This is a genomic window from Shinella sp. S4-D37 (assembly GCF_040812195.1).
Taxonomy (GTDB): domain Bacteria; phylum Pseudomonadota; class Alphaproteobacteria; order Rhizobiales; family Rhizobiaceae; genus Shinella.
Genome location: NZ_JBFNXL010000005.1, coordinates 2,231,708 through 2,257,192, shown reverse-complemented (window position 1 = coordinate 2,257,192; position 25,485 = coordinate 2,231,708). Strand labels below are relative to the sequence as shown.

Here is a 25,485-nt window from a genome sequence, read left to right as displayed (position 1 = left end):
GAGCCGGGATGGCCTATTTCCTCCAGCAGATCGCCAATGCCGCACCGGTCGCCGCGCTCTATGCGGCGCTCGCCTTCGGCTATGCGATCGCCTTTGCCGTGACGCGCCGGGCGGATATCGGCTATGGCGCGCTCTTCGCCTTCGCCGCGCAGATGTTCGTCTTGTTCTCCGGCTACGGCTGGGACCGGCTCTGGCTGGTTCTGCCTGCCGCTCTCGGCTTCGGCGCGACTGTCGCGCTGCTCTACGGCGTCGGGGCCGGGCTCGTCGTCGGGCGCCATGTCATGCGCCCGCTCGCCTTTTCCTCGGACAATACGGTGGTGGTCGCCGCGCTCGGCGTCGTGCTGGTGCTGATGGAGACGGCGCGGCTCGCCTCGGACACGCGCAGCCTCTGGCTGCCGCCTTTCCTCAACGCGCCGGTCGTCCTGTGGGGCGATCCCGCCTTTCCCGTCGCGCTGACGGTGCTGCAACTGGCGAACACCCTCGCCATGGCGGCCATCGTCCTTGCCGGCCACGTCTTCCTCGCCCGCTCGGCCTGGGGCCGGCGCTGGCGGGCGGTCTCCGAGGACCGGCAGGCGGCGGAGCTTTGCGGCGTCGATGCGGCGGGCGTCTATCTCTCGGCCTATGCGCTCGCGGCCCTGATCGCCAGCCTCACCGGCATCCTCGCCGTCTCCTACTACGGCAATATGGATTTCGGCGGCGGCCTCGCCTTCGGGGTGAAGGTGCTGTTCATCGCCGCCATCGGCGGGGCCGGCACGCCGCTCCTCTCGGCCCTCGGCGGCGCGGCCATGGGCCTCGCCGAAACGCTGTGGAGCGCCTATGGCGATTTCCTGTGGCGGGATCTCGTGATCTTTTCCGCGCTGGTGCTGCTGCTGGTGATCTTCCGGCGCGAGCGGCCGGTGCCGTAGCGGGCGCTACGACCACGCCTCCCGCGCCCGGTCGTCGCTCTCCTTGGCGTCCACCCAGTCGCCCTCGCGACCGTCGGCGAAATGCTCCTTCTTCCAGAAGGGAGCGGAGGTCTTCAAGAAATCCATGACGAAGGACGCGCCGTCGAAGGCGGCGTGGCGATGCGGAGCCAGCGCGACGACGAGCACGATGTTCTCGCCCGGCGCGATCCTGCCGACCCGGTGGATGGCGGCGATGCCGAGAAGCGAGAAGCGCTCCACCGCCTTCCGGCAGATGCGGCCGATCTCGGCCTCGGCCATGCCGGGATAATGTTCGAGTTCCAGCGCGGAGAGCCTGCCGCCCTCGTCGCGGCAAAGGCCGGTGAAGGTGACGACGGCGCCGGCATCGCGCCGGCCGGCGGCAAGGCGGGCAGCCTCCGCGGCCGCATCGAAATCGTCCGTCTGGACGCGCACGACGACCGGGGCGCCGGTCACCGCTCAGCCCCCCGTCATCGGCGGGAAGAGGGCGATCTCGCGCGCGCCGAGGATGGGCTCGTCGTGCTCGACATGCTCCTGGTCGATCGCGATGCGGATGACCTTCTCGTGCTCCAGCGCGTGGGCATAGTCCTCGCCGCGCGTCTTGAGATAAGCGAGGAGGTCGCCGCCGGTCGTGACGGAGGCGGGCAGCTCGATCTCTTCCTCGCCCTTGCCGATCCGTTCGCGCACCCAGGCGAAATAGACGAGCCTCGTCATCTCACTCGTCCACGATATGCTTCAGGCCGACGCGGAAATAGTCGTAGCCGGTATACATGGTGATGAGCGCGGCGGCCCAGAGCAGGGTGATGCCGATCTCGGTCGTATAGGGCAGCACCTTGTCGCCGGCGGGGCCGGCCAGCAGGAAGGCGATGGCGAACATCTGGAGCGCCGTCTTCCACTTGGCGATGCGCGTGACGGGCACGGAGACCTTGAGGTCGGCGAGATATTCGCGCAGGCCCGAGACGAGGATCTCGCGGCACAGGATGATGATCGCGGCCCAGATCGCCCAGCCGGCGATGGTGCCGTCGGCGGCCATCAGCAGCAGTACGGAGGCGACCAGCAGCTTGTCGGCGATCGGATCCAGCATGCGGCCGATATTCGACGTCTGGTTCCAGATGCGGGCGAGATAGCCGTCGAGATAGTCGGTGATCGAGGCGACCACGAACAGCCAGAAGGCCGCCCAGCGCGCGAAGTCCGACGATTCCAGCCGCCCCTCGACGAAGAAGCAGAGCACGATCAGGGGTACGGCCACGATGCGGGCGTAGGTGAGGAGGTTCGGGATGCTGTATGCGCGGGAAGCCATGGATTCTTCGATCTCGACAGGTTTGCGGGTAGATGAGGTCTTTGTGACAGCGCCGTCAACCTTTGTTTCCGGCAATTCTTGGCGAATTTACGGAGCGCGGGGGAATGTCGCAGCCATTTGCGGCATTCCGCGCGGGACCGGCTATCCGGCCGCGTCGTCGTGGAAGTGGTTGTAGACGATGCGCGCGACGCTTTCCGAAATGCCGGCGACCGCCATCAGGTCGGCCATCGCCGCGCGGGACACGGCCTTGGCGGTGCCGAAATGCTGCAGCAGGGCGCGCTTGCGCGTCGGGCCGACGCCGGCGATCTCGTCGAGCGGGTTCTTCACCATCTCCTTCTTGCGCCGCGCCCGGTGCGAGCCAATGGCGAAGCGGTGCGCCTCGTCGCGCAGGCGCTGCACGAAATAGAGCACGGGGTCGCGCGGCGGCAGGGAGAAATCCGCAAGGCCCCTCATGAAGAAGCGTTCGCGCCCGGCCTCGCGGTCGGCGCCCTTGGCGACGCCGATGGCGATGACCTGGTCGGTGATGCCGAGTTCCTCCAGGATGGCGCGCACCGCCGTCATCTGGCCCTGGCCGCCGTCGATGAGGATGACGTCGGGCCAGGCGGGGAAGGGCAGGTCCGCCGCGTCCGTGCCCGGGTCGGCGCTGCGGTCCGGCAGGCCCTCTTCCTTGATGAGGCGCGCGAAGCGCCTTGTCATCACTTCCTTCATCATGCCGAAGTCGTCGCCGGGCGTGATCTCGGTCGATTTGATGTTGAACTTGCGGTACTGCCCCTTCACGAAGCCTTCCGGCCCCGCCACCACCATGCCGCCGACGGCATTGGTGCCCATGATGTGCGAGTTGTCGTAGATCTCTATGCGGCGCGGCACGGTGGGCAGCTTGAAGGTGGCGGCCAAGCCCTCCAGCAGGCGCGATTGCGAAGCGGTTTCCGCCAGCTTGCGGCCATGCGCCTCGCGCGCGTTGGCCACCACATGGTCGACGAGGTCCTTCTTCTCGCCGCGCTGCGGCACGGAAATGGCGACCTTGTAGTTCGAGCGCTCGGAGAGCGCCTGGCCGAGCAGGTCCATCTCCTCGACGGCCTCCGAAAGCAGGATCTGCCGCGGACAGGGCTTGTCGTCGTAGAACTGGGCGAGGAAGGCGTTCAGCACCTCCGCGCCCGAAAGCTGCGGGTCGGCCCTGGGGAAATAGGCGCGGTTGCCCCAGTTCTGCCCGGTGCGGAAAAAGAAGACCTGGATGCAGGAGACGCCGCCCTCGTGGTGGATGGCGAAGATGTCGGCCTCTTCCACGCCGGCCGGGTTGATGCCCTGGTGGCTCTGGACGTGGCTGAGCGCGGCCAGCCGGTCGCGATAGACGGCGGCGCGCTCGAAATCGAGGTCTTCCGCCGCCTCGTTCATGGCGGCGGCCATGTGCGCCTTCACCTTCTGGCTTTTGCCGGAAAGGAAATCCTTCGCCTCCTGCACCAGGTCCGCATAATCGGCATCGCTGATCTCATGGGTGCAGGGGGCGGAACAGCGCTTGATCTGGTAGAGCAGGCACGGCCGGGTGCGCGTCTCGAAGACGCTGTCGGTGCAGGTGCGCAACAGGAAGGCGCGCTGCAGCGAGTTGATCGTGCGCCCCACCGCGCCGGCCGAGGCGAAGGGGCCGAAATAATCGCCCTTGCGGCTGCGCGCGCCGCGATGCTTGAAGATCGCCGGCGCGCGCGTGTCGCCGGTCACGAGGATGTAGGGAAAGGACTTGTCGTCGCGCAGGAGCACGTTGAAGCGCGGGCGCAGCCGCTTGATGAGGTTCGCCTCCAGCAGCAGCGCCTCGGTCTCGGTGCGCGTGGTGACGAACTCCATGTTCGCCGTCTGGCGGATCATCTGCGCGATGCGGTTGGAATGGCCGCGGCCCTGCGCGTAGTTCGTCACGCGCTTCTTGAGGCTGCGCGCCTTGCCGACATAGAGCACGTCGCCGGCCGCGTTGAACATGCGGTAGACGCCCGGGCTGTTCGGCAGGCGCTTGACGAAGAGCTGGATCAGCTCTGCGCCCAAAACGCCCTCGGGCGCGCCGCCGCCTTCGTTCCAGTCTATGCCGGGCGTGACGGCGGCGGTCGCCGCGGGGGCTTCCTGCAGCTCGTCCTCGTCGTCCGTCTCGTTCTCGTCATAGAGGATGCCGCCATCCTCCACCTTCCGGCCGTTCATTCCGATATTCCCCCGACATCGGGTGTTTCCCAGGCGAGATGCTGCCCGCCGTCGAGCGCTATCATTTGCCCCGTAATGGAGGGCGTGTCGAACAAAAAGCGAACTGTGCGGCCGAATTCGTCGAGACCAGGCCCGCGACGCAGGATCAGGCCCTCCACCTGCGCCTGGAAGGCGGCATCGTCCTGCCGCTCGTTCGGCAGCGACGGGCCGGGGCCGATGGCGTTGACGCGCACGCGCGGCGCAAAGCTCTGCGCCATGGTGCGGGTCGCCATCCACAGCGCCGATTTGGAGATCGTGTAGGAATAGTAGCGCGGCGTCGGGTTCCAGACGCGCTGGTCGATGATATTGACGATCGAGCCTGCGACGTCCTGCGGGAGTTGGCGCACGAAATCGCGCGCGAGGATCGACGGCGCCTTCACATGCACGGCGAAATGCCGGTCCCACAGCGCGTCGTCGAAGGCCTCCGCCGTGTCGGGCTTGAAGAGCGAGGCGTTGTTGACGAGGAGGTCGATGGGCCCGAGCGCGTCCGCCGCCGCGTCGATCAGCCGGCCCGTCGCGGCGCCGTCGGCAAGGTCGCATCGCAGGGCGACGGCCCGTCTGCCGCCGGCATTGAAGGCGCGGGCCATCGCCTCGGCGTCTTCCAGGGATGTGTTGGCGTGGATGGCGACGGAAAAACCGTTCGCGATGAGGTCTTCGACGATGGCCTTGCCGATGCGTTTCGCGCCGCCCGTCACGAGGGCCGTCCTGAGGGGCTTGTTCACGAAAATCCATCCTGCCGATTCATTTGTTTAACCGGACCAAGATATAGACATCCCGGCGCAGGCTTAAACTCCCCCCTGACAATTGGTTGCGGAAAAATTAACCGGAAAAGCACCTTCAAAGTAATTTGAAGTATATTTTACCGATTTTTGTACTTATTGATTTTATGGTTAACAAATCTCCTGGTGCGCAAAAGTCACATCTAATTTGCGCCGTGTCGCTGCCACAATCATTTCACATTTTGGCTCTTTCAATTCCTCAATCTTTATTCAATTTCCGCTCAACCGGGCGGGACTGAATTGGAAATGACGATGCCCGATCGCCTCCCACAGAGGGCGTCGTTCAGTAAAGGAGAATATCATGCGTACACTCATCGCCACCCTCGTCGCTTCGACCGTTTCCCTGGTCGCTTTCCAGGCCGCTCACGCTGCTGACGCCATCGACGAAATCCCGCAGGCTCCGGCCGCCGAATATTCCGAGCCGGTCGCCAGCGGCAACTGGGCCGGTGCCTATGCCGGTGGTACGGCAAGCTGGCAGCGCGGCGACTTCAACCGCCAGGGCGATGCCAAGGCGAACGGCCTCGGCGGCGGCGTCTACGGCGGCTACAACATGCAGAGCGGCCAGATCGTCTACGGCGGCGAAGCGGACCTCAACTATTCGGGCGTCGATGCCGAGCGCAACGGCCTGAAGGGCAAGCAGGGCGTCAACGGCTCGATCCGCGGCCGCGTCGGCGTCGACCTGAACCCGGTCCTCGTCTACGGCACGGCCGGCATCGCCGGCACCAATGTCGAGATGAAGAACGCCGCCGGCAAGGACGACCGCAACATGGTCGGCTGGACCGCCGGTGCCGGTGCCGAAGCCTTCGTGACCAACAACGTCACGGCGCGTATCGAATACCGCTACAGCGACTACCAGAAGAAGAGCTTCGACCTCGGCGGCACCAAGGTGAAGTCCGGCTTCGAAGACCACAGCGTCCGCGTCGGTCTCGGCGTGAAGTTCTAAGCCGAACGGCTTTGGAAATGCGGAAAGGCCGGGCGAAAGCCCGGCCTTTTTGTTTGTCGACTTGTCTTTTGAAGGTTGCCCCTTACCCTGACCCTCTACCCGCAAGCGGGGAGAGGGGACTTGCCCCACGAACGGGTCGTGATTGAGGAAAAGGGCGCGGCATAAGCCCTTCGCCCCGCTTGCGGGGAGAAGGTGCCGGCAGGCGGATGAGGGGCATTCCTGCGGTTGGACCCTCAATCCTTGAACTGCGCGTAATCCGGGAAAACCGCCTCGAAGCGCGAAAGGAAGCGCTTCAGCTTCGGCCGGCCGCGCTGCCATTTGCCGGCAAAGCGCAATTCGATGTAGCGCAGCATGGCGGCCAGCGCGAAATGGCCGGCATTCGGCTTCTTGCCGAGGCGCGGCATGTTGGCTTCCAGGTGATCGAGCGCGCGCTCAGCCTTTTCCCACTGGCGGTCGATCCACGGCTGGTGGATCTTCTCCTCCGGCCGCAGGCGGCGCTCGTAGACGATGGCGAGCAGGCTGTCGCAGATGCCGTCGGCCGTCGCCTCCAGCACGTCCACCTCCGTGCGCTTGGCCGCATTGCGCGGGTAGAGCGAGCCGCGCGTCTGGCGGTCGATATAGTTCATGATCGCGCGGCTGTCGAAGACGGCAAGGCCGTCGTCCGTCAGAAGCGTCGGGATCTTGCCGAGCGGATTGGCGGCCAAGAGTTCCGCCGGGTCGGCATTGGTATCGGTCGCCACCGACTGCGCGGCAAGGCCGGCGAAATGCGCGGCCATGCGCACCTTGGTGGAATAGGGCGAGGCACTCGAATAGAAGATCTTCATCAGCGGCATCCTGTTCTAGCGAATGGGCGGTTGGTCGATGGAGTTGGCCCGGCAGCCGGCACGGTCGACGGCAGGGCAGGTGCGGAAGGAAAGGTCGGCCGTCATGCAGATGCGAACTTCCTCCAGCCGTCCGCCCTCGCAGGTGACGGCGATGCCCTTGCGGTCGAGGCCGGGATTGGCGGCGATGAAGGCTGCCTCCACAGCATCGGGAGAAAGCCGGCTGCCGCCGCGCTGCGGCGTGAGGGCGGCGGGAATGTAGACGCGCTCGAAGGCGGCGCGGGTGACGGCGAAATAGTCCTTCTGGCCGAGGCCCGAGCAGGAGCCGTGCTTGCGCCACTGATGGCCGATCAGGCCCATGGAGGGGATGATGTCGAGCACGGTGTGGCCGAGGCTCTCCGGCACGCGGTCCGGCTGGCGCGTCGGGCAGAATTCCGGATGGCCGCGCTCGTTCTGCGGCCACAGCCCGTGCACGATGAAGCCGTTGTCCTCGCCGCGCCGGCATTGCTGCGTCCGGCCGCCGGCATCGTTGCCGGCGCACCAGGTCGGCGACCAGGAGAGCGACAGGACGTAGAAGTCGAACCCCTTGCCGAGCGGCACCGCCGCGCGCCGCTCCGGCGCCTTGCGGCTCGTCTCCGTCTTCGGCTTGTCGGCCGGCTTCTCCTCGCTGCAACCGGCAGGCAGCGCCAGGCCGGCGAGCAGCAGGAAGAGCGGGCGGGCGAGGGGAATGCGGGGTAGCAGGCTCATGGGCGGGCGGCACGAAATGGCGTCATCGAGGTTTTCCAGTTCGGCGCGCGATTGTTGCCGCCGGGCGGCAAAGGTCAAGAGGCCTTCGTCTCCCCGGCGATCCAGAAGGCGCGGGCCGAAGCGAAGCGATCCTGCGCCAGCCGCTCCTTGAGGAAGGGCAAGAGGACGTCGAGTTCCTGCTTCAGCGTATAGGGCGGGTTGACGACGATGAGGCCGGAGCCCGTCAGGCCCGTCGTCTCCCGGTCGCTCCTCACGGTAAGCTCGGCGCAAAGCATTTTCGCAATGCCCGTCTCCTTCAGCGCCTTGTGGAAGGCGGCGACGGGGGCGTTCTTCTTCAAGGGATACCACAGGCAGTAGACCCCGCCGGCAAAGCGGCGCACGGCCTTTTCCAGCCCGTCGACCAGCCGTTCGTACTCGCCCTCGATCTCGAAGGGCGGATCGACCAGCACGATGCCGCGCTTCTCCTTCGGCGGCAGGTGCGCGCCGAGCGACAGCCAGCCGTCGAGCCTTGTGATGCGGCTCTGGAAATCGCCGTCGAACACGCGGTGCAGCGTCTCGTAGTCGTCCGGGTGCAGTTCCATGGCGGACAGCCGGTCCTGCGGGCGGAACAGCAGGCGCGCGAGTTTCGGCGAGCCCGGATACCAGGTCAGCCCGCCCTGCGGATTGAGGTCCTGGACGGCTTTCAGGTAGGGTGCGAGGATGTCGGCCACCGCCGCCGGCATGTCGCCGGCAAGGAGCCGGCCGATGCCGTCCCGCCATTCGCCGGTCTTCTGCGCTTCCTCGCTGGAGAGGTCGTAGAGCCCGATGCCCGCATGGGTGTCGAGCACGCGAAAGGCCTTGTCCTTGCCCTGCATGTAGAGGATGAGGCGGGCGAGCACGGCATGTTTCAGCACATCCGCGAAATTGCCGGCATGGTAGATGTGGCGGTAGTTCATTTCAGGCCCCGGCGACGCCCACGATCATCCGCGCTGATGCGACGATGAATTGTTGCAATGGTAGAATGATTTGCCTTTTGGCACTTCGTACTCTGCAATATAGAAAAGCCATGAACGTTGCGACCCCCCATCTCGGAAAACCGCGCATCGGCCATTCGGCCTGTCCGCACGACTGTCCCTCCACCTGCGCCCTCGATGTCGAGATCAGCGCGGACGGGCGCATCGGCCGCGTCAAGGGCAGCGCGGACAACAGCTATACCGCCGGCGTCATCTGCGCCAAGGTCGCCCGCTATGCCGACCGCCTCTACCACCCCGACCGGCTGATGAAGCCGCTGGTGCGCAAGGGCGACAAGGGCGGCGGCGAATGGGCCGACATCTCCTGGGAGGCCGCGCTCGATGCCATCGCGGAGAACTTCGTCAGGGCCGAGCAGGCCCATGGCAGCGAGGCGGTCTGGCCCTATTTCTATGCCGGCACGATGGGCCTCGTGCAGCGCGATTCCATCGAGCGCCTGCGCCACGCGAAGCGCTATTCCGGTTTCTTCGATTCCATCTGCACCAATCCGGCCTGGACCGGCTTTTCCATGGGCGCCGGCACTTTGCGCGGGCCCGATCCGCGCGAGATGGCGAAATCGGATTGCGTGGTGATCTGGGGCACCAACGCCGTCTCCACGCAGGTCAACGTGATGACCCATGCGGTCAAGGCGCGCAAGGAGCGCGGGGCGAAGATCGTCGTCGTCGACATCTACGACAACCCGACGATGAAGCAGGCCGACCTCGCGCTGAAGCTGCGGCCGGGCACAGATGCGGCGCTCGCCTGCGCCGTCATGCACGTCGCCTTCCGCGACGGCTATGCCGACCGCGCCTATATGGCGAAATTCGCCGACGATCCGGCCGGCCTCGAAGCGCATCTTGCGAGCCGAGATCCCGCATGGGCGGCGGCGATCACCGGCCTTGCGGTCGAGGAGATCGAGGCTTTCGCCGCCCTCGTCGGGCGCACGCAAAAAAGCTTCTTCCGCCTCGGCTACGGCTTTACCCGCAGCCGCAACGGCGCCGTCTCCATGCATGCGGCGCTCTCCATACCCACCGTGCTCGGCTCCTGGCAATATGAGGGCGGCGGGGCGTTCCACAGCAATTCCGGCATCTTCCGCCTGCGCAGGGGCGAAGTGATGGGCATGAAGCTCGTCGATCCCGATATCCGCACGCTCGACCAGTCGCAGATCGGCCGCATCCTCACGGGCGATGCCGTCGCGCTGCGCGGGCGCGGCCCGGTCACCGCCATGCTGATCCAGAACACCAATCCGGCCAATGTCGCGCCCGAGCAGCGCCTGGTGAAGCAGGGGTTCCTGCGCGACGACCTCTTCGTCGCCGTGCACGAGCATTTCATGACCGATACGGCGAAACTCGCCGATATCGTGCTGCCGGCCACCATGTTCGTCGAGCATGACGATATCTATCGCGGCGGCGGCCACCAGCACATCCTGCTCGGCCCCAAGCTCGTCGAGCCGCCCGCGACGGTGCGCAGCAACCTCTTCGTCATCGAGGAACTGGCACGGCGCCTCGGCGTCGGCGACATGCCGGGCTTCGGGCTCTCCGCGCAGGAGCACATCACGCGCATGCTGCCCTATTACGATCTCGATTTCGACGGCCTGAAGGAGGAGAAGTGGATCGACTGCCAGCCGGATTTCGAGACCGCGCATTTTTCCAGGGGTTTTGGCTTTCCCGACGGGAAGTTCCGCTTCCGGCCGGACTGGACGAACACGCCGGCCCCAAACAAGCCGCCCAAGGTGCTCGGCGCCTTCGGCCCGCATGAGGACCTGCCGGCCTTCCCGGACTATGTTCCGGTCATCGAGGTGGCGGACGAGAAACATCCTTTCCGCCTCGGCACGTCGCCCGCCCGCACCTTCCTCAACTCCACCTTCACGGAGACGAAGGGGTCGCGCGAGCGGGAAGGCCGGCCGGAGGTGATGATCCATCCGCAGGATGCGGCCGCGAACGGCATCGCGGAGGGCGATATCGTGCGGCTCGGCAATCCCCGCGGCGATATCCGCCTGCATGCCCGGGTCACCGACGGCGTGAAGCCGGGCGTCCTGATCGCCGAGGGCATCTGGCCGAATTCCGCCCATCTCGACGGCGAGGGCATCAATGTCCTGACCGGCGCCGACCCGATCGCGCCCTATGGCGGCGCCGCCTTCCACGACAACCGCGTCTGGCTGCGCAAGGTCTGAAGAGGTCCCCCGATGCTTGATTCTGCCTCTCCCATCCGCATCGTCGACCAGCAGACGGTCTGGAAGCGGTTCATCCACCTTCGCACCGTCGTGGTCGAGCAGAGGCGGGCGGACGGCCGGGTCGAGCGGCTCGACCGCGAGGTGCACGACCACGGTGCGGCGGCCTGCGTGCTGCTGGTCGATCCCGCCCGCCAGTCGCTCGTTCTCGTGCGCCAGTTCCGCCCCGGCGCCTTCTTCGGCGGCCATCCGGACGGCTTTCTCACGGAGGTGCCGGCGGGCCTGCTCGACGACGACGCGCCCGAGGTGGCCGTCGCCCGGGAGGCGATGGAGGAGACCGGCTATGCCGTGCGCGACGTCAGCCACCTCTTCGACCTCTATTCCAGCCCCGGCACGCTGACCGAGCGCGTCGGCTGCTACGTCGCCCGCATCGACGCCACGGCCCGCGACGGCAAGGGCGGCGGCGTGGACGGGGAGGGCGAGGATATCGAGATCGTCGAAATGCCGATCGACGACGCCTACGGCCTCATCGCGACGGGCGGCATCCAGGACGCCAAGACGATCGTCATGCTGCAATGGCTGATGCTGCACCGGGCGGAGTTTCGCTGATTCCTTGCCGTGGATCGGTTCACCGGCACGGCGCGCAGCCCCTCACCCTAACCCTCTCCCCGCAAGCGGGGAGAGGGGACGTGCCCCACGAACGGATGCTGGTTGAAAAAGGCGCGGCATATCCCCTTCGCTCCGCCTGCGGGGAGAAGGTGGCGGCAGCCGGATGAGAGGCGGAGACAACCGGCGGCTTGCCCAAAAGCCCCCCAAGCCTTGACAAACAGCCCCGGCCATGCGCTTTTCCGCGCGATTTTTCTTGGTCGCTGCGCCGGGTTCTTCCTGCGCGGCCTATCAGCATTTCAGGATACCACGATGCACCGTTACCGCAGCCACACCTGCGCCGCCCTTCGCAAGTCCGACGTCGGCCAGACCGTCCGTCTTTCCGGCTGGGTCCACCGCGTTCGAGATCATGGCGGCGTGCTCTTCATCGACCTGCGCGACCATTACGGCATCACCCAGGTCGTCGCCGACCCCGATTCGCCGGCCTTCAAGAAGGCCGAGACCGTGCGCGGCGAGTGGGTGATCCGCATCGACGGCCTCGTCAAGGCGCGCACCGAGGACACGGTCAACAAGGCCATGCCGACCGGCGAGATCGAGCTCTACGCGCAGGAGATCGAAGTGCTCTCGGCCGCCAGGGAACTGCCGCTGCCGGTCTTCGGCGAGCCGGAATACCCGGAAGACGTGCGCCTGAAATACCGCTTCATCGACCTGCGCCGCGAGACGCTGCACAGGAACATCGTCAAGCGCACGCAGATCGTCTCCGCCATGCGCAAGGGCATGGGCGAGGCGGGTTTTGCCGAATACACGACGCCGATCCTCACCGCCTCCTCGCCGGAAGGCGCGCGCGACTTCCTCGTGCCGAGCCGCATCCATGAAGGAAAGTTCTTCGCCCTGCCGCAGGCCCCGCAGCAGTACAAGCAGCTCCTGATGGTCGCCGGCTTCGACCGCTATTTCCAGATCGCGCCGTGCTTCCGCGACGAGGACCCGCGCGCCGACCGCCTGCCGGGCGAATTCTACCAGCTCGACGTCGAGATGAGCTTCGTCACCCAGGAAGACGTCTGGGAGACCATGGAGCCGATGATGACGGCGGTCTTCGAGGAGTTCGCCGAGGGCAAGCCGGTCACGAAGAAATGGCCGCGCATCCCCTATGACGAGGCGATCCGCAAATACGGCTCCGACAAGCCGGACCTCAGAAACCCCATCGTCATGCAGGCCGTCACCGATCACTTCGCGGGCTCCGGTTTCAAGGTCTTCGCGAACATGATCGCCTCGAACCCGAAGGTCCAGGTCTGGGCGATCCCGGCCAAGACCGGCGGCTCGCGCGCCTTCTGCGACCGCATGAACGCCTGGGCGCAGTCGACCGGCCAGCCCGGCCTCGGCTACATCTTCTGGCGCAAGGAGGGCGAAAAGCTCGAAGGCGCAGGTCCCCTTGCCAAGAACATCGGCGAGGAGCGCACGGAAGCCATCCGCACGCAGCTCGGCCTCGATGACGGCGATGCCTGCTTCTTCGTCGCGGGCGACCCGGCCAAGTTCTACAAGTTCGCCGGCGAAGCCCGCACCCGCGCCGGCGAGGAACTGAACCTCGTCGACCGCGACCGCTTCGAAATGTGCTGGATCGTCGATTTCCCGTTCTACGAATGGAACGAGGAGGAGAAGAAGGTCGACTTCGCGCACAACCCCTTCTCCATGCCGCAGGGGGGGCTTGAAGCCTTCGACAGCAAGGATCCGCTGGAACTCAAGGCCTACCAGTACGACGCGGTCTGCAACGGCTTCGAGATCGCCTCGGGCTCGATCCGTAACCAGTCGCCCGAACTGATGGTCAAGGCCTTCGAGAAGGTCGGCCTTACGCAGGACGACGTGGAAGAGCGCTTCGGCGGCCTCTACCGGGCCTTCCAGTACGGTGCCCCGCCGCATGGCGGCTGCGCCTTCGGCGTCGACCGCGTGGTCATGCTGCTCGTCGGCGCGAAGAATCTCCGCGAGATCTCGCTGTTCCCGATGAACCAGCAGGCGCAGGACCTCCTGATGAACGCCCCGTCGCCGGCCACCCCGACGCAGCTTCGCGAACTCGCGCTGCGCGTCGTGCCGTCGCAGAAGAAGGACTGAGCCCGAACGGCTGTATCCTGCGGAAGGGCCGGTGGAGACACCGGCCCTTTCCTTTTGCGCTGACGCCACAATGCCGCGAATTCGCCGCCGGTCGATCCCAATTCCGCGCGCAATCAGTCGAAATGCACCCCTAGCGTGAAGCTGCGCCCGAAAGAGGCGATTCACGACTGGAGGGACTTTTCATGACAACCACCGAAGCGGACGATCCCGTCCCTGCATCCCCGCGCCATCCGAATGTCGAGCCGCGCGCCCTTGCCACGTTCCTGCGCTCGCCCGGCGTCAAGTTCATCATGATCGGCATCATTTCCGTGGCGCTGCTGGTGCCGCTGCTCCTGGTCTGGGGGCTGACGGAGGAGCGCGCGCAGCGCGCGGCCGATGTCTCCCGGCGCATCGCCCATGGCTGGGGCGGCGAGCAGGCGATCAACGGCCCCTATCTCGCCGTGCCCTTCGAGGTCGAGCGCAGCCGCGTCCTGGAGGCGCGCACGGTCGTCGAGCGGGTCACCGAATGGGTGCTCGTCATGCCGGAAACGCTCGACGTGACGGCCAACCTGAAGGCCGAGGAGCGCAGGCTCTCCATCTACACGCTGCCGGTCTATAACGGCGCGCTGACGCTGAAGGGCCGCTTTGCCGGCAACATCCTGCAGGACCTCGCGCAGTTCGACGGCACGCCGCAACTCGACCGGGCGTTCCTCGTGCTCAACATCAACGACATCACCGGCATCCGCTCCGATGCGGGCGTGGCGATCGACAACGGCGCCGCGCGGCCGTTCGATCCCGGCATGCGGCAGATCTCCGCGATGGCGAGCACGGGCACGGACGGCTACGCCTCGCCGCAGACGAGCGCCGGCGTGCACCGGACGATCGAGCGCCCGCTCGTCGAGAACGGCTTCGCCTTCGAGATCGCCCTGTCGCTCAACGGCTCGCGCAGCTTCGCCGTCGCGCCCGCCGGACAGACGACGAGTTTTTCCGCCAGGGCGAACTGGCCGCATCCGGGCTTCGAGGGCCTCTTCCTGCCGGAGGAGAAGACCGTCACCGCGACGGATTTCTCCGCCAGGTGGACGATCCCCTATCTCGCCCGCGGCATCGACCGTGTCGCCGCCGGCCCGACCCTGCCGCTCTCGGGCAGCATGATGTCGATCAACCTCGTGGAACCCGTCCAGTTCTACCAGGTGATCTCGCGTACGCTAAAATATTCGATCGGCTTCATCTCGCTCGTCTTCCTCGCCGTCTTCGTCGTGGAGCTGAAGGGCGGGCGCATGGTGCACTGGATCCAGTACGTGCTGACGGGCCTTGCGCTCATCGTCTTCTACGTGCTGCTGCTGGCGCTCGCCGAACATACCGGCTTCACCATCGCCTATGCGGCGGCTTCGCTCGCTACGACATTCCTCATTGCCGCCTATCTCGGCAGCGCGACGGGCAGCCGCAGGAACGGCCTGTCGCTCGGCGCGGTGCTGCTCTCGGCCTATGGCGTCATGTACCTGGTGCTGCGCGAGGACGAATATGCGCTGCTCGCCGGCGCGCTGATCTCCTTCGTCACCATCGCCGCGACCATGTATGCGACGCGGCGCGTCGAGTGGTCGGCGCCGGTGCCGCAGGCGATCGCGGCCGGCTGAAAGAAGAAGGCCCGGGGCGATTGCCCCGGGCCTTTCCCGTGCGTGCGATGGGCCGCGTGGCGGCTTACATCTCGTTGTTGGCCGTGACCGTGACGCCGAGAACCTGCGGGATGGTCTGCGGCGCACCCATGGCGGCGCCCATGATCATCGGGAACGGCACCGGCTCCTTCGGCTCGGCGCTGATCGTGATACTCTTGGGATCGTCGAGATAGGCGTTGGCGGCTTCGGCGATCTGGTTCTGCAGGTCGGGCATGTTGAGCTGGGCGATCATGATCGGGATGAGGCCCTTCAGCGACTGCGCCATCTGGTCGCCCGAAACGCCCTGTTCGCTGCCGGCGTAGTCGAGCAGCTTCCTGGTGATCGAGGCGTCCTCGAAGGAGATGGAGGCGCTGTTGAAGGTCAGCTGCTGGACGAGGCCCATCATGGACATGCCCATGGCGGCGTTCGCCTCTTCCTTGTTCGGGTTGGCTTCGGCGGCCTTGATGGCCTCCTGCATGCCCTTCAGGAAGTCGAGCGTGTAGCCGGAGAACTCCAGCGAGAGGCTGAGGCTGCCGACGTCCTTGAAGTCGAAGGTGTATTCGTCGACGGCGAGCTTGCCGCTGGCCAGCTCCCAGCTGCCGGACATGGTGACCTTGCCGTCGAGCGAGCTCATGCCGAGCTTGGCGAGCGCGTCCTTGGCCTTGGGATCCTCGACGCTCGTCAGGTCGGCCTTGAGGTCCGACAGGGTGGCGTCGAATTCGAGGCCGGCATCGCCGTCCATGCGCGTGATGTTCGCCTCCATGCCGGACATGGAGAAGACTTCCTTGCCCTTGGAGGTGACGGAGACCGGGCCGGCGGTGGCCGATTCGTACATCAGCAGCGATTCCAGCGTGCCGGGAACGACCGTGCCGGGAATGGTGACGCCGTTGATGGCGATGTCCTTGGCCGAAACCGTGGCCTCCGCCTCGGTGGCGTTGATGTCCTGGAACGAGACGGTCTCGACGGTGTAGCCGCCTTCGCCGTCTTCCTCCACGCCATCCATGGTGATGGTGCCGAGCTTGATCGGGGCCTCTGCGCCGGTGGCTTTCAGTTCGGCATTTTCCAGCGTCACGGTGGAGCCGTCGGTGGCGACGTTCGACGAGCTGACCGTCACGCCGCTCGTGGCATAGGTGGCGTTCAGCTTGGCGAGCAGATCCGCGCCGTCGAGCGCGAAAGCGGGGCTTGCCAGGGTGGCGAGCGCGGCGCCGGCGAGCAGGGAACGGAAATGGGAGGTGCGCATCATGTGAGGCTCTCTTTCTGGATTTTTGGACGGCTGCCTTGCCGTTACCGCTGCTATACGTGCGGTGCGGCGACTATATTCGGGCCGCCGTAACTTTCCATGGAAATCTCATGCGCCGCATGGATTTCCCGGACGGCTTTCGGAACGCTATCCACAGGTCGGTCGCCCGGTTTCCTTGCCGCGAATCGGCAGGAACGCTAAGTCAAGTCCCATGGGACAGAACACTTTGCCGCCCGATGGCGGAGACGACAATATCCTGCCGGTCGACCTCAAGGCGGCGCTGGAAGAGCGCTACCTCGCCTATGCGCTATCGACCATCACGCAGCGCGCGCTGCCGGATGTGCGCGACGGCCTGAAGCCGGTGCACCGCCGCATCATCCACGCGATGAGCGAAATGGGCCTCAGGTCCAATTCCTCCTTCAAGAAATGCGCGCGCATCGTCGGCGACGTCATCGGTAAGTTCCACCCGCACGGCGACCAGTCCGTCTACGATGCGCTGGTGCGCCTGGCGCAGGACTTCTCGCAGCGCTATCCGATCGTCGACGGGCAGGGGAACTTCGGCAATATCGACGGCGACAACGCCGCCGCCTACCGATACACCGAAGCGCGCATGACCGAGGTCGCGACGCTGCTGCTCGAAGGCATCGGCGAGGACGCCGTCGATTTCCGCCTGACCTACAACGAGGAGGACGAGGAGCCGATCGTCCTGCCCGGCGCCTTCCCGAACCTGCTCGCCAACGGGTCCTCCGGCATCGCCGTCGGCATGGCGACGTCCATTCCCTCGCACAACGTCCATGAACTGTGCGACGCCGCGCTGCACCTCATCCGCCATCCCGAGGCGGATGTCGAGAAGCTCACCGAATTCGTGCTCGGCCCGGATCTTCCGACCGGCGGCATCATCACCGACGGTCGCGAAAGCATCATCGAGGCCTACAAGACGGGCCGCGGCGGCTTTCGCGTGCGGGCGAAATGGGAGACGGAGGATCTCGGCCGCGGCGGCTACCAGATCGTCGTCACCGAGATCCCCTACCAGGTGCAGAAGTCGCGGCTGATCGAGAAGATCGCCGAACTGCTCATCGCCCGCAAGCTGCCGCTCCTGGAGGATATCCGGGACGAATCGGCGGAAGACGTGCGCATCGTGCTGGTGCCGAAGAGCCGCACCGTCGACCCGACGATCCTGATGGAATCGCTGTTCAAGCTCTCCGAGCTGGAAAACCGCATTCCGCTCAACATGAACGTGCTGTCGATGGGGCGCGTGCCGAAGGTCATGGGCCTGAAGGACGTGCTCGTCGAATGGCTTGCCCACCGGCGCGAGGTGCTTCAGCGCCGCTCGCGGCACCGGCTCGCGGCCATCGACCGACGCCTGGAAATCCTCGGCGGCTACCTCATCGCCTATCTCAACCTCGACGAGGTGATCCGCATCATCCGCGAGGAGGACGAGCCGAAGGTCTCCCTGATGGAGACCTTCTCGCTCACCGACGTGCAGGCCGAGGCGATCCTCAACATGCGCCTGCGCTCGCTGCGCAAGCTGGAAGAGTTCGAGATCCGCACCGAATTCGACAACCTGTCGAAGGAGAAGGCGGAGATCGAGGCGCTGCTGGCGTCCGACGAGAAGCAGTGGCAGACCGTCGCCTGGGAAATCGGCGAGGTCCGCAAGAAATTCGCGAAAGCCACCGAAATCGGCCGCCGCCGCACCCAGTTCGCCAGCGCGCCCGAGGCCGATGTCGAGGCCATCCAGCAGGCGATGATCGAGAAGGAGCCGGTCACCGTCGTCATCTCGGAGAAGGGCTGGATCCGCGCGCTGAAGGGCCATATCGCCGATACGTCGGGCCTCACGTTCAAGGAGGGCGACGCGCTGAAGGTCGCCTTCCCGGCGCAGACGACCGACAAGGTGCTGATCATGACGACGGGCGGCAAGGTCTATACGCTCGGCGCCGACAAGCTGCCGGGCGGGCGCGGCCACGGCGAGCCGCTGCGCATCATGGTGGACATGGAGAACGATCAGGACGTGCTGACGGCCTTCGTCCACGACCCCGCGCTCAAGGTCATCGTCGCCTCGCAGGCCGGCAACGGCTTCGTGGTGGCCGAGAGCGAGATGGTCGCCAACACCCGCAAGGGCAAGCAGGTGATGAATGTCGGCATGCCCGACGAGGCCAAGCTGGTGGTGCCGGTGCGCGGCGACCACGTCGCCGTCGTCGGCGAGAACCGCAAGATGCTGGTCTTCCCGCTGGCGCAACTGCCGGAAATGTCGCGCGGCAAGGGCGTGCGCCTGCAGCGCTACAAGGACGGCGGCGTCTCGGACCTGCGCTGCTTCGCCATCGCCGACGGCCTCACCTGGGACGACAGCGCCGGCCGCAATTTCGTGCGCAGCAAGGAGGAGCTTGCCGAGTGGCTGGCCGACCGCGGCAGCGCCGGCCGCACCGTGCCGAAGGGTTTCCCGCGCAGCGGCAAGTTCAGCGGCTGATCAGCGGGAATACGGGACGCTGACGTCGCGAAGGAAGCGCGTCGTCAATGCTTTGCGAGTTCCCGGAGCGCCTCTTTGTATTTTTCCATGGCTATGCGGGCAGCGTCCAATTGTCTCGCCGTGTTCTCGTCGTCGGGCGGCCGCTGGCTGTCGCGCTGTTCATCGCTCTGCGCCATGGATGCTTCCTTCACCCTATGCTCTCCTGTGTTGAGTTCGACTGGAGCATAACACGTCACCCCGTGACCGGAAACTCCGCCGCCGTGTCGCCCTCCCTGGCGGCGCGGGCCTTCGCGCGCATCTGCCAGAGCGAATGGGCCAAGAGCGCGAGGATGAGGATGGAGCCGCCGGCGAGGGTCTGGCGGCTGGGCGTTTCGGAAAAGACGATCCAGACCCAGATGGGCGCGAGCACCGTTTCCACGAGGTAGAACATGCCGACTTCCGGGGCGGAGAGATAGCGCGGGCCGGTCGCCAGGCACCAGAAGGCGAGGGGAAGGAGCACGAGGCCGTTGAACAGGATATAGGCTGGCTCGACGATCGAAACGCCGCCGGGCGGCAGCAGGAACAGCGCGACGACGCCGGAAAGCGCGGCCGCCACGAGCGGCACGAAGCCCATGTCTGCGCCGCTCCTGCGGCTCAGCGTCAGGGCGATCGCCAGGAGCAGCGCCGAACAGGCGGCCATCGCGTCGCCGAAGAGGTTTCCGCTTGAAAGCCCGTCATGCACGATCAGGAGGACGCCCGCGACCATGGCGGCCATGGTGAGGAGCGTGGCGTTGGCGGGACGCTCGCCGAGGAAGATCCAGGAGAGGACGGCGGCGAACATCGAGGTGAAGGCGAGGATGAAGACGACATTGGCCGTCGTCGTGTTGAACACCGCCAGCATGAAAGTCAGCCCGTTGATGGCGTAGCAGAGGCCGATCAGGAGGCCGATGCGCCCGGGAACGAGCACCGTCCGGCGACGCAGGACGAAATTCAGGCCAGCCCAGAGCGCGATCGCCACCGCGAACACCGAGATGTTGCGCACGGCGACCATCGACCAGACGTCGCCGTCGGCCGAGCGGATCAGCGGAATGTCGAAGGAGAGGGCAAGGCCGCCGATGGCGGTGATGATGAGGCCCTTGCGGTGAAGGGCGGGATCGCTTGTCAGGGGCACGGCGGGACCGAATCTGTGGTTACGGGGCGTTGGTCTCGTCGTTATAGCGTTCCCAGCCGCGCGGCATCAGGTGTTCCTGCGGCAGAAACTTTGTCTTGTAGTCCATTTTGCGCGATCCCCTGACCCAATAGCCGAGATAGACATGCGGCAGGCCGAGCGCCTTCGCGCGGCGGATGTGGTCGAGGATCATGAACGTGCCGAGGGAGCGCTCCGCCGCCTCCGGCTTGTAGAAGGAATAGACCATCGACAGGCCGTCGCCCATGCGGTCGGTCAGGGCCACCGCGAGCAACTCGCCCTGCGGGCGCTCCTTGAGGCCAGAGCCTTCCTCGCGCAGGCGGTATTCGATGATCTTCGTGTGGACATGGGTGTCCTCCACCATCATCGCATAGTCGAGCACCGACATGTCCGACATGCCGCCCTTCTGGTGGCGGGCGTCGAGATAGTGGCGGAAGAGGGAATATTGCTCACTGGAGGGTTCGGCCGGGTATTCATGCGAGACGAGATCGGCGTTCGCCGCCAGCACCCGCCGCATGGAGCGGCGCGGTTCGAACTGGTCGACGAGGATGCGCACGGAGATGCAGGCGCGGCAGGTCTCGCAGGCCGGGCGATAGGCGATGTTCTGCGAGCGGCGGAAGCCGCCCTGCGTCAGGAGATCGTTCAGTTCCGGCGCGCGCTCGCCCACCAGATGGGTAAACACCTTCCTCTCCATCTCCTGCGGCAGATAGGGACAGGCCGCGGGCGCGGTGAGATAGAATTGCGGAGAGGATGTTGCCTGCGTATTCATCGGTCGTGCGGCGACTCCGTCGCTGTGTGACGCTTCTATGCCAATACCATGGCCTAGTTCGAGAAAAGGTCAACCGGCGCATGACCCTTCGAGCCGGAATCGGTCCGTTCCCTCAGTAGCGGTTGCGGCGAACCATCACCGTGCCGAGCAGGAGATCGTGCAGCAGGCGGCCGCGATCGGTGAAGAGGCCGACGAGCACGATGAACGGCGTCAAAAGCGCATTGCCGATCCAGAACAGCACCAGATGCACGATCGCCGTCAGGAAATCGACCGGCCGCCCGTCCACGCGGGCAAGGGCGAGGCCCATGACGTTCAAGCCGGCGCTCGCCTGGCCCGGACCGCCCATCGTCAGGCCGAAATACAGCATGGCGACGATGGCGAACAGCGCCGGATAGAGGAAGAATCCGAGACCGAGCGTCAGGATGCCGAGGAAGAAGACCACGACGGCGGCCGGGATCCAGAGCAGGGCGACGATGGCATAGTCGATCAGAAACGCAAAAATCCGGCGCGACAGCACGCCGCGATAGGCTTGCCAGTCCGTCGTCGGAGCCTGCGTTTCGTTGAAATCAGCGCTCATCTGCCTGTCTCCTGGGTGGAACATGCGTTTTATATGGGAAGGTTTCCGCAGGAAAACAACAGGTGCGGGCACGGCTTGCTGATATGGCGCGTGCCCCTCTCCCCGCAGACAGGGAGAAGGTGGCCGGCAGGCCGGATGAGGCGCCCCGACCTCAACCCTTGCGGGCGAGATGCCGCGCCACGTCCATCGCGAAATAGGTCAGGATGCCGTCGCACCCCGCCCGCTTGAACGCCAGCAGGCTCTCCAGCATGACGCGCTCGCCGTCGATCCAGCCGTTCATCGCGGCGGCCTTGATCTGGCTGTATTCGCCGGAAACCTGGTAGGCGAAGACCGGTAGGCCGAAGGCCTCCTTCATGCGCCAGCAGATGTCGAGATAGGGAAGGCCCGGCTTGACCATCAGCATGTCGGCGCCTTCCTCCACGTCGAGCGCCGCGTCGCGGATCGCCTCGGTGCCGTTGGCCGGGTCGATGTAATAGGTCTTCTTGTCGCCCTTCAGGAGGCCGCCGGTGCCGATCGCGTCGCGGTAGGGACCGTAGAAGGCGGAGGCGAACTTCGTGGCGTAGGACATGACGCCGACATTCTGGTGGCCGGCGGCGTCGAGCGCCTGGCGGATCGCGCCGATGCGCCCGTCCATCATTTCCGACGGGGCGATGATGTCGGAGCCCGCATCGGCCTGGATGACGGCCGCGCGCGCCACAAGCTCGACCGTCTCGTCATTGGCGATGACGTCGCCGCGCAGCACGCCGTCATGGCCGTGGCTGGTGAAGGGATCGAGCGCGACGTCGGTGATGACGCCGATGTTGGGCACCGCCTTCTTGATGGCGCGCGTCGCCGCGTTGATGAGGTTGTCGGCCGCAAGGCTGTTCGAGCCGGTCTCGTCGCGAAGATGCATCTCGATGTTCGGGAAGGTGGCGATGGCGGGAATGCCGAGGTCGGCGGCTTCCTTCGCCGCCTCCACCAATCTGTCGATGCTCATGCGGTCGACGCCGGGCATGGCGGCGACGGGATCGACGATATTTTCGCCCGGCACCACGAAGACCGGCCAGATGAGGTCGTCGACCGTCAGGCGGTTCTCCTGCACGAGCCGACGCGTCCAGTCGGCCTTCCGGTTGCGCCGCATGCGGCGGTGGCCGGTGATCTCGTCGACGATGTTCCTGCTGCCGGTCATGATGCCATTTCCTTGCCTGGGCCGTTTTCCGCTTCCTTATCACGCCGCAGGCGTCAATCAAATCGCCGGCGGCGCGGGGGCGTGCGGCATATGGCCGTGCATGATCGCGGTTACGGGCTTTATGCCGGCCGGCCTTGCCCTTACTGTCCGCGCCATGGTTGCTGATTCTGCCAAGGGCCCGAGGCCAAGCCTGACCGAGACGCTGTTCGCGCTGTTCCTGCGGCTGGTGGCGGTGAGTTCGCTGTGGTTCGCGCTGCAATACTGGGCGATGCTGACGGGCTTCTCCTTCGGCGGGCAGGGGCGCTTCGACCTGTTGCCGCCGGCCTGGAAGGCGGCCTATACGGCGCTTGCCGTGCTGTTCCCCGTCGCGGCCGTCGGCCTCTGGCTCCTCGTCTCCTGGGGACCGGTGATCTGGCTGATCGCGGCCGCCACCGAGATCGCCATGCACGAGGTCTATCCCTCGACCTTCGGCGTCAACCGGCTCCTGGTCGTCACCCACGGCGCCATCGCCCTTCTCTTCCTTCTTTTCCGCATCGCGCTCTTCGTCCAGCGCCGCCGGCAGGCCCGCACGGTAAGGACTGATTCACCCTGAGACAGGGTCGCCTTCCGGTAAGGCGCTGTTAAGCCTGCGGTTTAAGTAGAATTTTAGATGCATTCGATAGGGTCTCACTCAAGGCGGGAAAACAAACCACACCGCCAAACAAAACAGTGAGGCAGTAACCATGAACACCAAGATGAAGCCGCAGCAGGCCCCCGTCGCCGATCCGCAGGAAGACGCGATCCGCAATCTCTACCTGGAATCCCTCCACCTCGTCGAGCGCCTGCACCGTCGCCTGCTCGACGTCATCAAGGACGAATTCGACCGCGCCGGCCGCTCCGACGTCAACGCCATCCAGGCGCTGCTCCTCTTCAACATCGGCAATTCGGAACTGACGGCCGGCGAACTGCGCTCGCGCGGTTACTATCTCGGCTCGAACGTCTCCTACAACGTCAAGAAGCTGGTCGACCTCGGCTTCATCAACCACCAGCGCTCGCGCATCGACCGCCGCTCCGTCCGCATCAGCCTGACGGAAAGCGGCCAGGAAGTCGCCGAGACCGTGGCAAAGCTCTACGAGCGCCATATCGGCTCGATCCAGAAGGTCGGCGGCATCGGCGAGGGCGAGTTCAACCAGATGAACAAGCTGCTCCAGCGCCTCGATCGCTTCTGGAACGACTCGATCCTCTACCGCCTGTAATCGGCGTTCCTTCTCGACCTCCTCCCCAAAAGCCGGCCGCGTCCCCTGCGCGTCCGGCTTTTCACGTTTTCGCGCGGGCGCTCGGGATGGCCCGCACCCTGCCGAGACACGAATTGGCCATATTGCTGTGACACCCGGACACTGGGCTTAGGTATGCGCGGGCGGCAGGGCCGGTTTGCGTTTGTTAACCCTGTTCGTGATAGCTGCATGGGGTATGGACCCTTCGGGGTCGCCGTGCCGTGCGCACCGCGCCGCCCCTGGCGGCGCCCAGGAGATGGTAGGATAAATGTCTCGCAAAACCGGATTTGATGTGTTCTCGCGCCGCGCCTTCCTGCGCTCCGCCGCAAGCCTCAGCGCCGCCGCCGTGGCCGGCCCGACGCTCGCCCAGACAGCGCTCGACGACATCCTCAATGCTCCGCGCCGCGGCAACTGGGACGACCAGTTCGACGCTGCGGCCTCGCGTACCGCCACCGCCATCGTCTCCAACAACCCGATCTTCGGCTCGGGCACCACGGGCTATCTCCAGCAGGCGATCGTCGATTACCAGAACATCGTGTCGAACGGCGGCTGGCCGACGGTCAACACGCAGCAGAAGATGGAGATGGGCGTCGCCGACCCGGCGGTCGCGCAGTTGCGCCAGCGCCTGATCATCTCCGGCGACCTGCCGCGCTCGGCCGGCACGAGCGGCGCCTTCGATTCCTATGTGGACGGCGCGGTAAAACGCTTCCAGGCGCGCCACGGCCTGCCGGCCGACGGCGCGGTCGGCGAATACACGCTGAAGGCGCTGAACGTCCCGGCCGTCACCCGCCTCGGCCAGCTCCAGACCAATCTCGTGCGCCTGCAGGCCATGTCCGGCGACCTCGGCCGCCGCTACGTCATGGTCAACATCCCGGCCGCCTATATCGAGGCGGTCGAGAACGGCCGCGTCGCCTCGCGCCACACCGCCATCGTCGGCAAGATCGACCGCCAGTCGCCGGTGCTGAACTCCAAGATCTACGAAGTGATCCTCAATCCCTACTGGACCGCGCCGCGCTCGATCATCCAGAAGGACATCATGCCGCTGATGCGCAAGGATCCGACCTACCTTTCGCGCAACGCGATCCGCCTGTTCGACGGTTCGGGCAGCGAGGTCTCGCCCGAGACGGTCGACTGGAACGCCGAGAAGGCGCCGAACCTGATGTTCCGCCAGGACCCGGGCAAGATCAACGCCATGTCCTCGATGAAGATCAACTTCCACAACGAGCACCAGGTCTACATGCACGACACGCCCCAGCAGGGCCTGTTCAACAAGCTGATGCGCTTCGAATCGTCCGGCTGCGTGCGCGTGCAGAACGTGCGCGACCTCTCGGTCTGGCTGCTCAAGGAAACGCCCGGCTGGTCGCGCTCTCAGATGGAGACGACGATCAAGAGCGGCGTCAACACGCCGATCAAGCTGGCCGAGGAAGTGCCGGTCTTCTTCACCTACATCACCGCCTGGTCGGCCAAGGACCGCGTCGTGCAGTTCCGCGACGACATCTACCAGAAGGACGGCGCCACCGAACTCGCCCTCCAGACCAACTACAACCAGGAAGGCGGCCAGGCCGTCGACAGCGATCTGTTGCCGCAATAGGCGCAATCCGCCCGACGTTTTTCGAGGGTCTCGC

The 25,485-nt window shown here is 65.8% G+C and carries 24 protein-coding genes; 10 read left to right on the top strand and 14 right to left on the bottom strand.

Annotation, left to right across the window (positions count from 1 at the left end; all coding sequences use genetic code 11):
- Nucleotides 1–8 precede the first annotated feature (8 nt).
- Nucleotides 9–905, top strand: coding sequence for a branched-chain amino acid ABC transporter permease (locus AB3G45_RS18495; RefSeq protein WP_367831924.1), 897 nt, complete (start codon nucleotides 9–11; stop codon nucleotides 903–905).
- Between the two features lie 6 nt (nucleotides 906–911).
- Here AB3G45_RS18495 and AB3G45_RS18490 read toward each other — a convergent pair whose 3' ends face one another.
- The 5 genes from AB3G45_RS18490 to AB3G45_RS18470 form a co-directional block, all read right to left on the bottom strand.
- Nucleotides 912–1,376 carry a molybdenum cofactor biosynthesis protein MoaE gene (locus tag AB3G45_RS18490; RefSeq protein ID WP_367831923.1) on the bottom strand — a complete coding sequence of 155 codons (465 nt, stop codon included), beginning with the start codon at nucleotides 1,374–1,376 and terminating at the stop codon, nucleotides 912–914.
- Nucleotides 1,377–1,379: 3 nt separating this feature from the next.
- Nucleotides 1,380–1,634 carry a molybdopterin converting factor subunit 1 gene (moaD, locus tag AB3G45_RS18485; protein WP_367831922.1) on the bottom strand — a complete coding sequence of 85 codons (255 nt, stop codon included), beginning with the start codon at nucleotides 1,632–1,634 and terminating at the stop codon, nucleotides 1,380–1,382.
- A 1-nt stretch (nucleotide 1,635) separates the two neighbouring features.
- Nucleotides 1,636–2,220 carry a CDP-diacylglycerol--glycerol-3-phosphate 3-phosphatidyltransferase gene (gene pgsA / locus AB3G45_RS18480; RefSeq protein ID WP_367831921.1) on the bottom strand — a complete coding sequence of 195 codons (585 nt, stop codon included), beginning with the start codon at nucleotides 2,218–2,220 and terminating at the stop codon, nucleotides 1,636–1,638.
- A 141-nt stretch (nucleotides 2,221–2,361) separates the two neighbouring features.
- Nucleotides 2,362–4,398, bottom strand: coding sequence for an excinuclease ABC subunit UvrC (gene uvrC / locus AB3G45_RS18475; protein ID WP_367831920.1), 2,037 nt, complete (start codon nucleotides 4,396–4,398; stop codon nucleotides 2,362–2,364).
- On the bottom strand, nucleotides 4,395–5,159 hold the full coding sequence (locus AB3G45_RS18470) for an SDR family oxidoreductase (protein ID WP_367831919.1): 765 nt from the start codon (nucleotides 5,157–5,159) through the stop codon (nucleotides 4,395–4,397). The genes uvrC and AB3G45_RS18470 overlap by 4 nt, the downstream gene beginning before the upstream one ends.
- A 358-nt stretch (nucleotides 5,160–5,517) precedes the next feature.
- On the opposite strand from AB3G45_RS18470, the gene AB3G45_RS18465 reads away from it, so the two are divergent.
- Entirely contained in the window at nucleotides 5,518–6,159 is a 642-nt protein-coding gene (locus AB3G45_RS18465; protein WP_367831918.1) for an outer membrane protein, read from the top strand.
- A gap of 233 nt (nucleotides 6,160–6,392) precedes the next feature.
- Here AB3G45_RS18465 and AB3G45_RS18460 read toward each other — a convergent pair whose 3' ends face one another.
- From AB3G45_RS18460 to AB3G45_RS18450, 3 genes are all read right to left on the bottom strand, one after another.
- Complete coding sequence (locus AB3G45_RS18460; protein WP_367833621.1) at nucleotides 6,393–6,986, bottom strand: glutathione S-transferase family protein; 594 nt, start codon at nucleotides 6,984–6,986, stop codon at nucleotides 6,393–6,395.
- A 12-nt stretch (nucleotides 6,987–6,998) separates the two neighbouring features.
- The gene (locus AB3G45_RS18455) at nucleotides 6,999–7,727 is read right to left on the bottom strand and encodes a ribonuclease T(2) (RefSeq protein WP_367833620.1); all 729 of its coding nucleotides are present in this window, start codon (nucleotides 7,725–7,727) and stop codon (nucleotides 6,999–7,001) included.
- A gap of 74 nt (nucleotides 7,728–7,801) precedes the next feature.
- Nucleotides 7,802–8,662: a 23S rRNA (adenine(2030)-N(6))-methyltransferase RlmJ gene (locus tag AB3G45_RS18450; RefSeq protein ID WP_367831917.1), complete on the bottom strand. Its 861-nt coding sequence runs from the start codon at nucleotides 8,660–8,662 to the stop codon at nucleotides 7,802–7,804.
- A gap of 44 nt (nucleotides 8,663–8,706) precedes the next feature.
- Between AB3G45_RS18450 and AB3G45_RS18445 the strand changes: the two genes are divergently transcribed.
- From AB3G45_RS18445 to creD, 4 genes are all read left to right on the top strand, one after another.
- Nucleotides 8,707–10,887, top strand: a complete 2,181-nt coding sequence (locus AB3G45_RS18445) for a molybdopterin-dependent oxidoreductase (protein WP_367831916.1) — start codon at nucleotides 8,707–8,709, stop codon at nucleotides 10,885–10,887.
- A 12-nt stretch (nucleotides 10,888–10,899) separates the two neighbouring features.
- Nucleotides 10,900–11,493 carry an NUDIX domain-containing protein gene (locus AB3G45_RS18440; protein WP_367831915.1) on the top strand — a complete coding sequence of 198 codons (594 nt, stop codon included), beginning with the start codon at nucleotides 10,900–10,902 and terminating at the stop codon, nucleotides 11,491–11,493.
- 309 nt (nucleotides 11,494–11,802) lie between these two features.
- The gene (gene aspS, locus AB3G45_RS18435) at nucleotides 11,803–13,593 is read left to right on the top strand and encodes an aspartate--tRNA ligase (protein WP_367831914.1); all 1,791 of its coding nucleotides are present in this window, start codon (nucleotides 11,803–11,805) and stop codon (nucleotides 13,591–13,593) included.
- A 182-nt stretch (nucleotides 13,594–13,775) separates the two neighbouring features.
- Complete coding sequence (gene creD / locus AB3G45_RS18430; RefSeq protein WP_367831913.1) at nucleotides 13,776–15,206, top strand: cell envelope integrity protein CreD; 1,431 nt, start codon at nucleotides 13,776–13,778, stop codon at nucleotides 15,204–15,206.
- 64 nt (nucleotides 15,207–15,270) lie between these two features.
- On the opposite strand, the gene AB3G45_RS18425 is transcribed toward creD, so the two are convergent.
- Nucleotides 15,271–16,467 carry a hypothetical protein gene (locus tag AB3G45_RS18425; protein ID WP_367831912.1) on the bottom strand — a complete coding sequence of 399 codons (1,197 nt, stop codon included), beginning with the start codon at nucleotides 16,465–16,467 and terminating at the stop codon, nucleotides 15,271–15,273.
- Nucleotides 16,468–16,675: 208 nt separating this feature from the next.
- On the opposite strand from AB3G45_RS18425, the gene parC reads away from it, so the two are divergent.
- A complete protein-coding gene (gene parC, locus AB3G45_RS18420; RefSeq protein ID WP_367831911.1) occupies nucleotides 16,676–18,928 on the top strand; it encodes a DNA topoisomerase IV subunit A in 2,253 nt (750 codons plus the stop codon).
- A 44-nt stretch (nucleotides 18,929–18,972) separates the two neighbouring features.
- Here the strand turns inward: parC and AB3G45_RS18415 are convergent, their stop codons facing one another.
- The 5 genes from AB3G45_RS18415 to hemB all read right to left on the bottom strand — a co-directional run bounded on the left by AB3G45_RS18415 (nucleotide 18,973) and on the right by hemB (nucleotide 22,607).
- A complete protein-coding gene (locus tag AB3G45_RS18415; RefSeq protein WP_367831910.1) occupies nucleotides 18,973–19,104 on the bottom strand; it encodes a hypothetical protein in 132 nt (43 codons plus the stop codon).
- Nucleotides 19,105–19,160: 56 nt separating this feature from the next.
- On the bottom strand, nucleotides 19,161–20,078 hold the full coding sequence (locus AB3G45_RS18410) for a DMT family transporter (protein ID WP_367831909.1): 918 nt from the start codon (nucleotides 20,076–20,078) through the stop codon (nucleotides 19,161–19,163).
- 19 nt (nucleotides 20,079–20,097) lie between these two features.
- Nucleotides 20,098–20,862: an arginyltransferase gene (locus AB3G45_RS18405; protein WP_367831908.1), complete on the bottom strand. Its 765-nt coding sequence runs from the start codon at nucleotides 20,860–20,862 to the stop codon at nucleotides 20,098–20,100.
- Nucleotides 20,863–20,974: 112 nt separating this feature from the next.
- A complete protein-coding gene (locus tag AB3G45_RS18400) occupies nucleotides 20,975–21,439 on the bottom strand; it encodes an RDD family protein (protein ID WP_367831907.1) in 465 nt (154 codons plus the stop codon).
- A 151-nt stretch (nucleotides 21,440–21,590) separates the two neighbouring features.
- Nucleotides 21,591–22,607 (bottom strand): porphobilinogen synthase, encoded by a 1,017-nt coding sequence (gene hemB / locus AB3G45_RS18395; RefSeq protein ID WP_367831906.1) that lies wholly within the window; start codon nucleotides 22,605–22,607, stop codon nucleotides 21,591–21,593.
- Nucleotides 22,608–22,707: 100 nt separating this feature from the next.
- On the opposite strand from hemB, the gene AB3G45_RS18390 reads away from it, so the two are divergent.
- From AB3G45_RS18390 to AB3G45_RS18380, 3 genes are all read left to right on the top strand, one after another.
- Nucleotides 22,708–23,199, top strand: coding sequence for a DUF6163 family protein (locus tag AB3G45_RS18390; RefSeq protein ID WP_367831905.1), 492 nt, complete (start codon nucleotides 22,708–22,710; stop codon nucleotides 23,197–23,199).
- Between the two features lie 130 nt (nucleotides 23,200–23,329).
- On the top strand, nucleotides 23,330–23,842 hold the full coding sequence (locus AB3G45_RS18385; RefSeq protein WP_367831904.1) for a MarR family winged helix-turn-helix transcriptional regulator: 513 nt from the start codon (nucleotides 23,330–23,332) through the stop codon (nucleotides 23,840–23,842).
- Nucleotides 23,843–24,128: 286 nt separating this feature from the next.
- Nucleotides 24,129–25,451: a murein L,D-transpeptidase gene (locus tag AB3G45_RS18380; RefSeq protein ID WP_367831903.1), complete on the top strand. Its 1,323-nt coding sequence runs from the start codon at nucleotides 24,129–24,131 to the stop codon at nucleotides 25,449–25,451.
- Nucleotides 25,452–25,485: the final 34 nt, after the last annotated feature.

Bases quoted from the DNA above. Each gene is read 5' to 3' on its own strand.
- uvrC (WP_367831920.1), bottom strand. From the start codon at position 4,398: ATGAACGGCCGGAAGGTGGAGGATGGCGGCATCCTCTATGACGAGAAC.
- AB3G45_RS18465 (WP_367831918.1), top strand. From the start codon at position 5,518: ATGCGTACACTCATCGCCACCCTCGTCGCTTCGACCGTTTCCCTGGTC.
- pgsA (WP_367831921.1), bottom strand. From the start codon at position 2,220: ATGGCTTCCCGCGCATACAGCATCCCGAACCTCCTCACCTACGCCCGC.
- hemB (WP_367831906.1), bottom strand. From the start codon at position 22,607: ATGACCGGCAGCAGGAACATCGTCGACGAGATCACCGGCCACCGCCGC.
- AB3G45_RS18445 (WP_367831916.1), top strand. From the start codon at position 8,707: ATGAATTGTTGCAATGGTAGAATGATTTGCCTTTTGGCACTTCGTACT.
- AB3G45_RS18405 (WP_367831908.1), bottom strand. From the start codon at position 20,862: ATGAATACGCAGGCAACATCCTCTCCGCAATTCTATCTCACCGCGCCC.
- AB3G45_RS18495 (WP_367831924.1), top strand. From the start codon at position 9: ATGGCCTATTTCCTCCAGCAGATCGCCAATGCCGCACCGGTCGCCGCG.
- AB3G45_RS18415 (WP_367831910.1), bottom strand. From the start codon at position 19,104: ATGGCGCAGAGCGATGAACAGCGCGACAGCCAGCGGCCGCCCGACGAC.
- AB3G45_RS18400 (WP_367831907.1), bottom strand. From the start codon at position 21,439: ATGAGCGCTGATTTCAACGAAACGCAGGCTCCGACGACGGACTGGCAA.
- AB3G45_RS18455 (WP_367833620.1), bottom strand. From the start codon at position 7,727: ATGAGCCTGCTACCCCGCATTCCCCTCGCCCGCCCGCTCTTCCTGCTG.
- AB3G45_RS18425 (WP_367831912.1), bottom strand. From the start codon at position 16,467: ATGATGCGCACCTCCCATTTCCGTTCCCTGCTCGCCGGCGCCGCGCTC.
- AB3G45_RS18385 (WP_367831904.1), top strand. From the start codon at position 23,330: ATGAACACCAAGATGAAGCCGCAGCAGGCCCCCGTCGCCGATCCGCAG.
- AB3G45_RS18450 (WP_367831917.1), bottom strand. From the start codon at position 8,662: ATGAACTACCGCCACATCTACCATGCCGGCAATTTCGCGGATGTGCTG.
- parC (WP_367831911.1), top strand. From the start codon at position 16,676: ATGGGACAGAACACTTTGCCGCCCGATGGCGGAGACGACAATATCCTG.
- aspS (WP_367831914.1), top strand. From the start codon at position 11,803: ATGCACCGTTACCGCAGCCACACCTGCGCCGCCCTTCGCAAGTCCGAC.
- moaD (WP_367831922.1), bottom strand. From the start codon at position 1,634: ATGACGAGGCTCGTCTATTTCGCCTGGGTGCGCGAACGGATCGGCAAG.
- AB3G45_RS18390 (WP_367831905.1), top strand. From the start codon at position 22,708: ATGATCGCGGTTACGGGCTTTATGCCGGCCGGCCTTGCCCTTACTGTC.
- AB3G45_RS18440 (WP_367831915.1), top strand. From the start codon at position 10,900: ATGCTTGATTCTGCCTCTCCCATCCGCATCGTCGACCAGCAGACGGTC.
- AB3G45_RS18380 (WP_367831903.1), top strand. From the start codon at position 24,129: ATGTCTCGCAAAACCGGATTTGATGTGTTCTCGCGCCGCGCCTTCCTG.
- creD (WP_367831913.1), top strand. From the start codon at position 13,776: ATGACAACCACCGAAGCGGACGATCCCGTCCCTGCATCCCCGCGCCAT.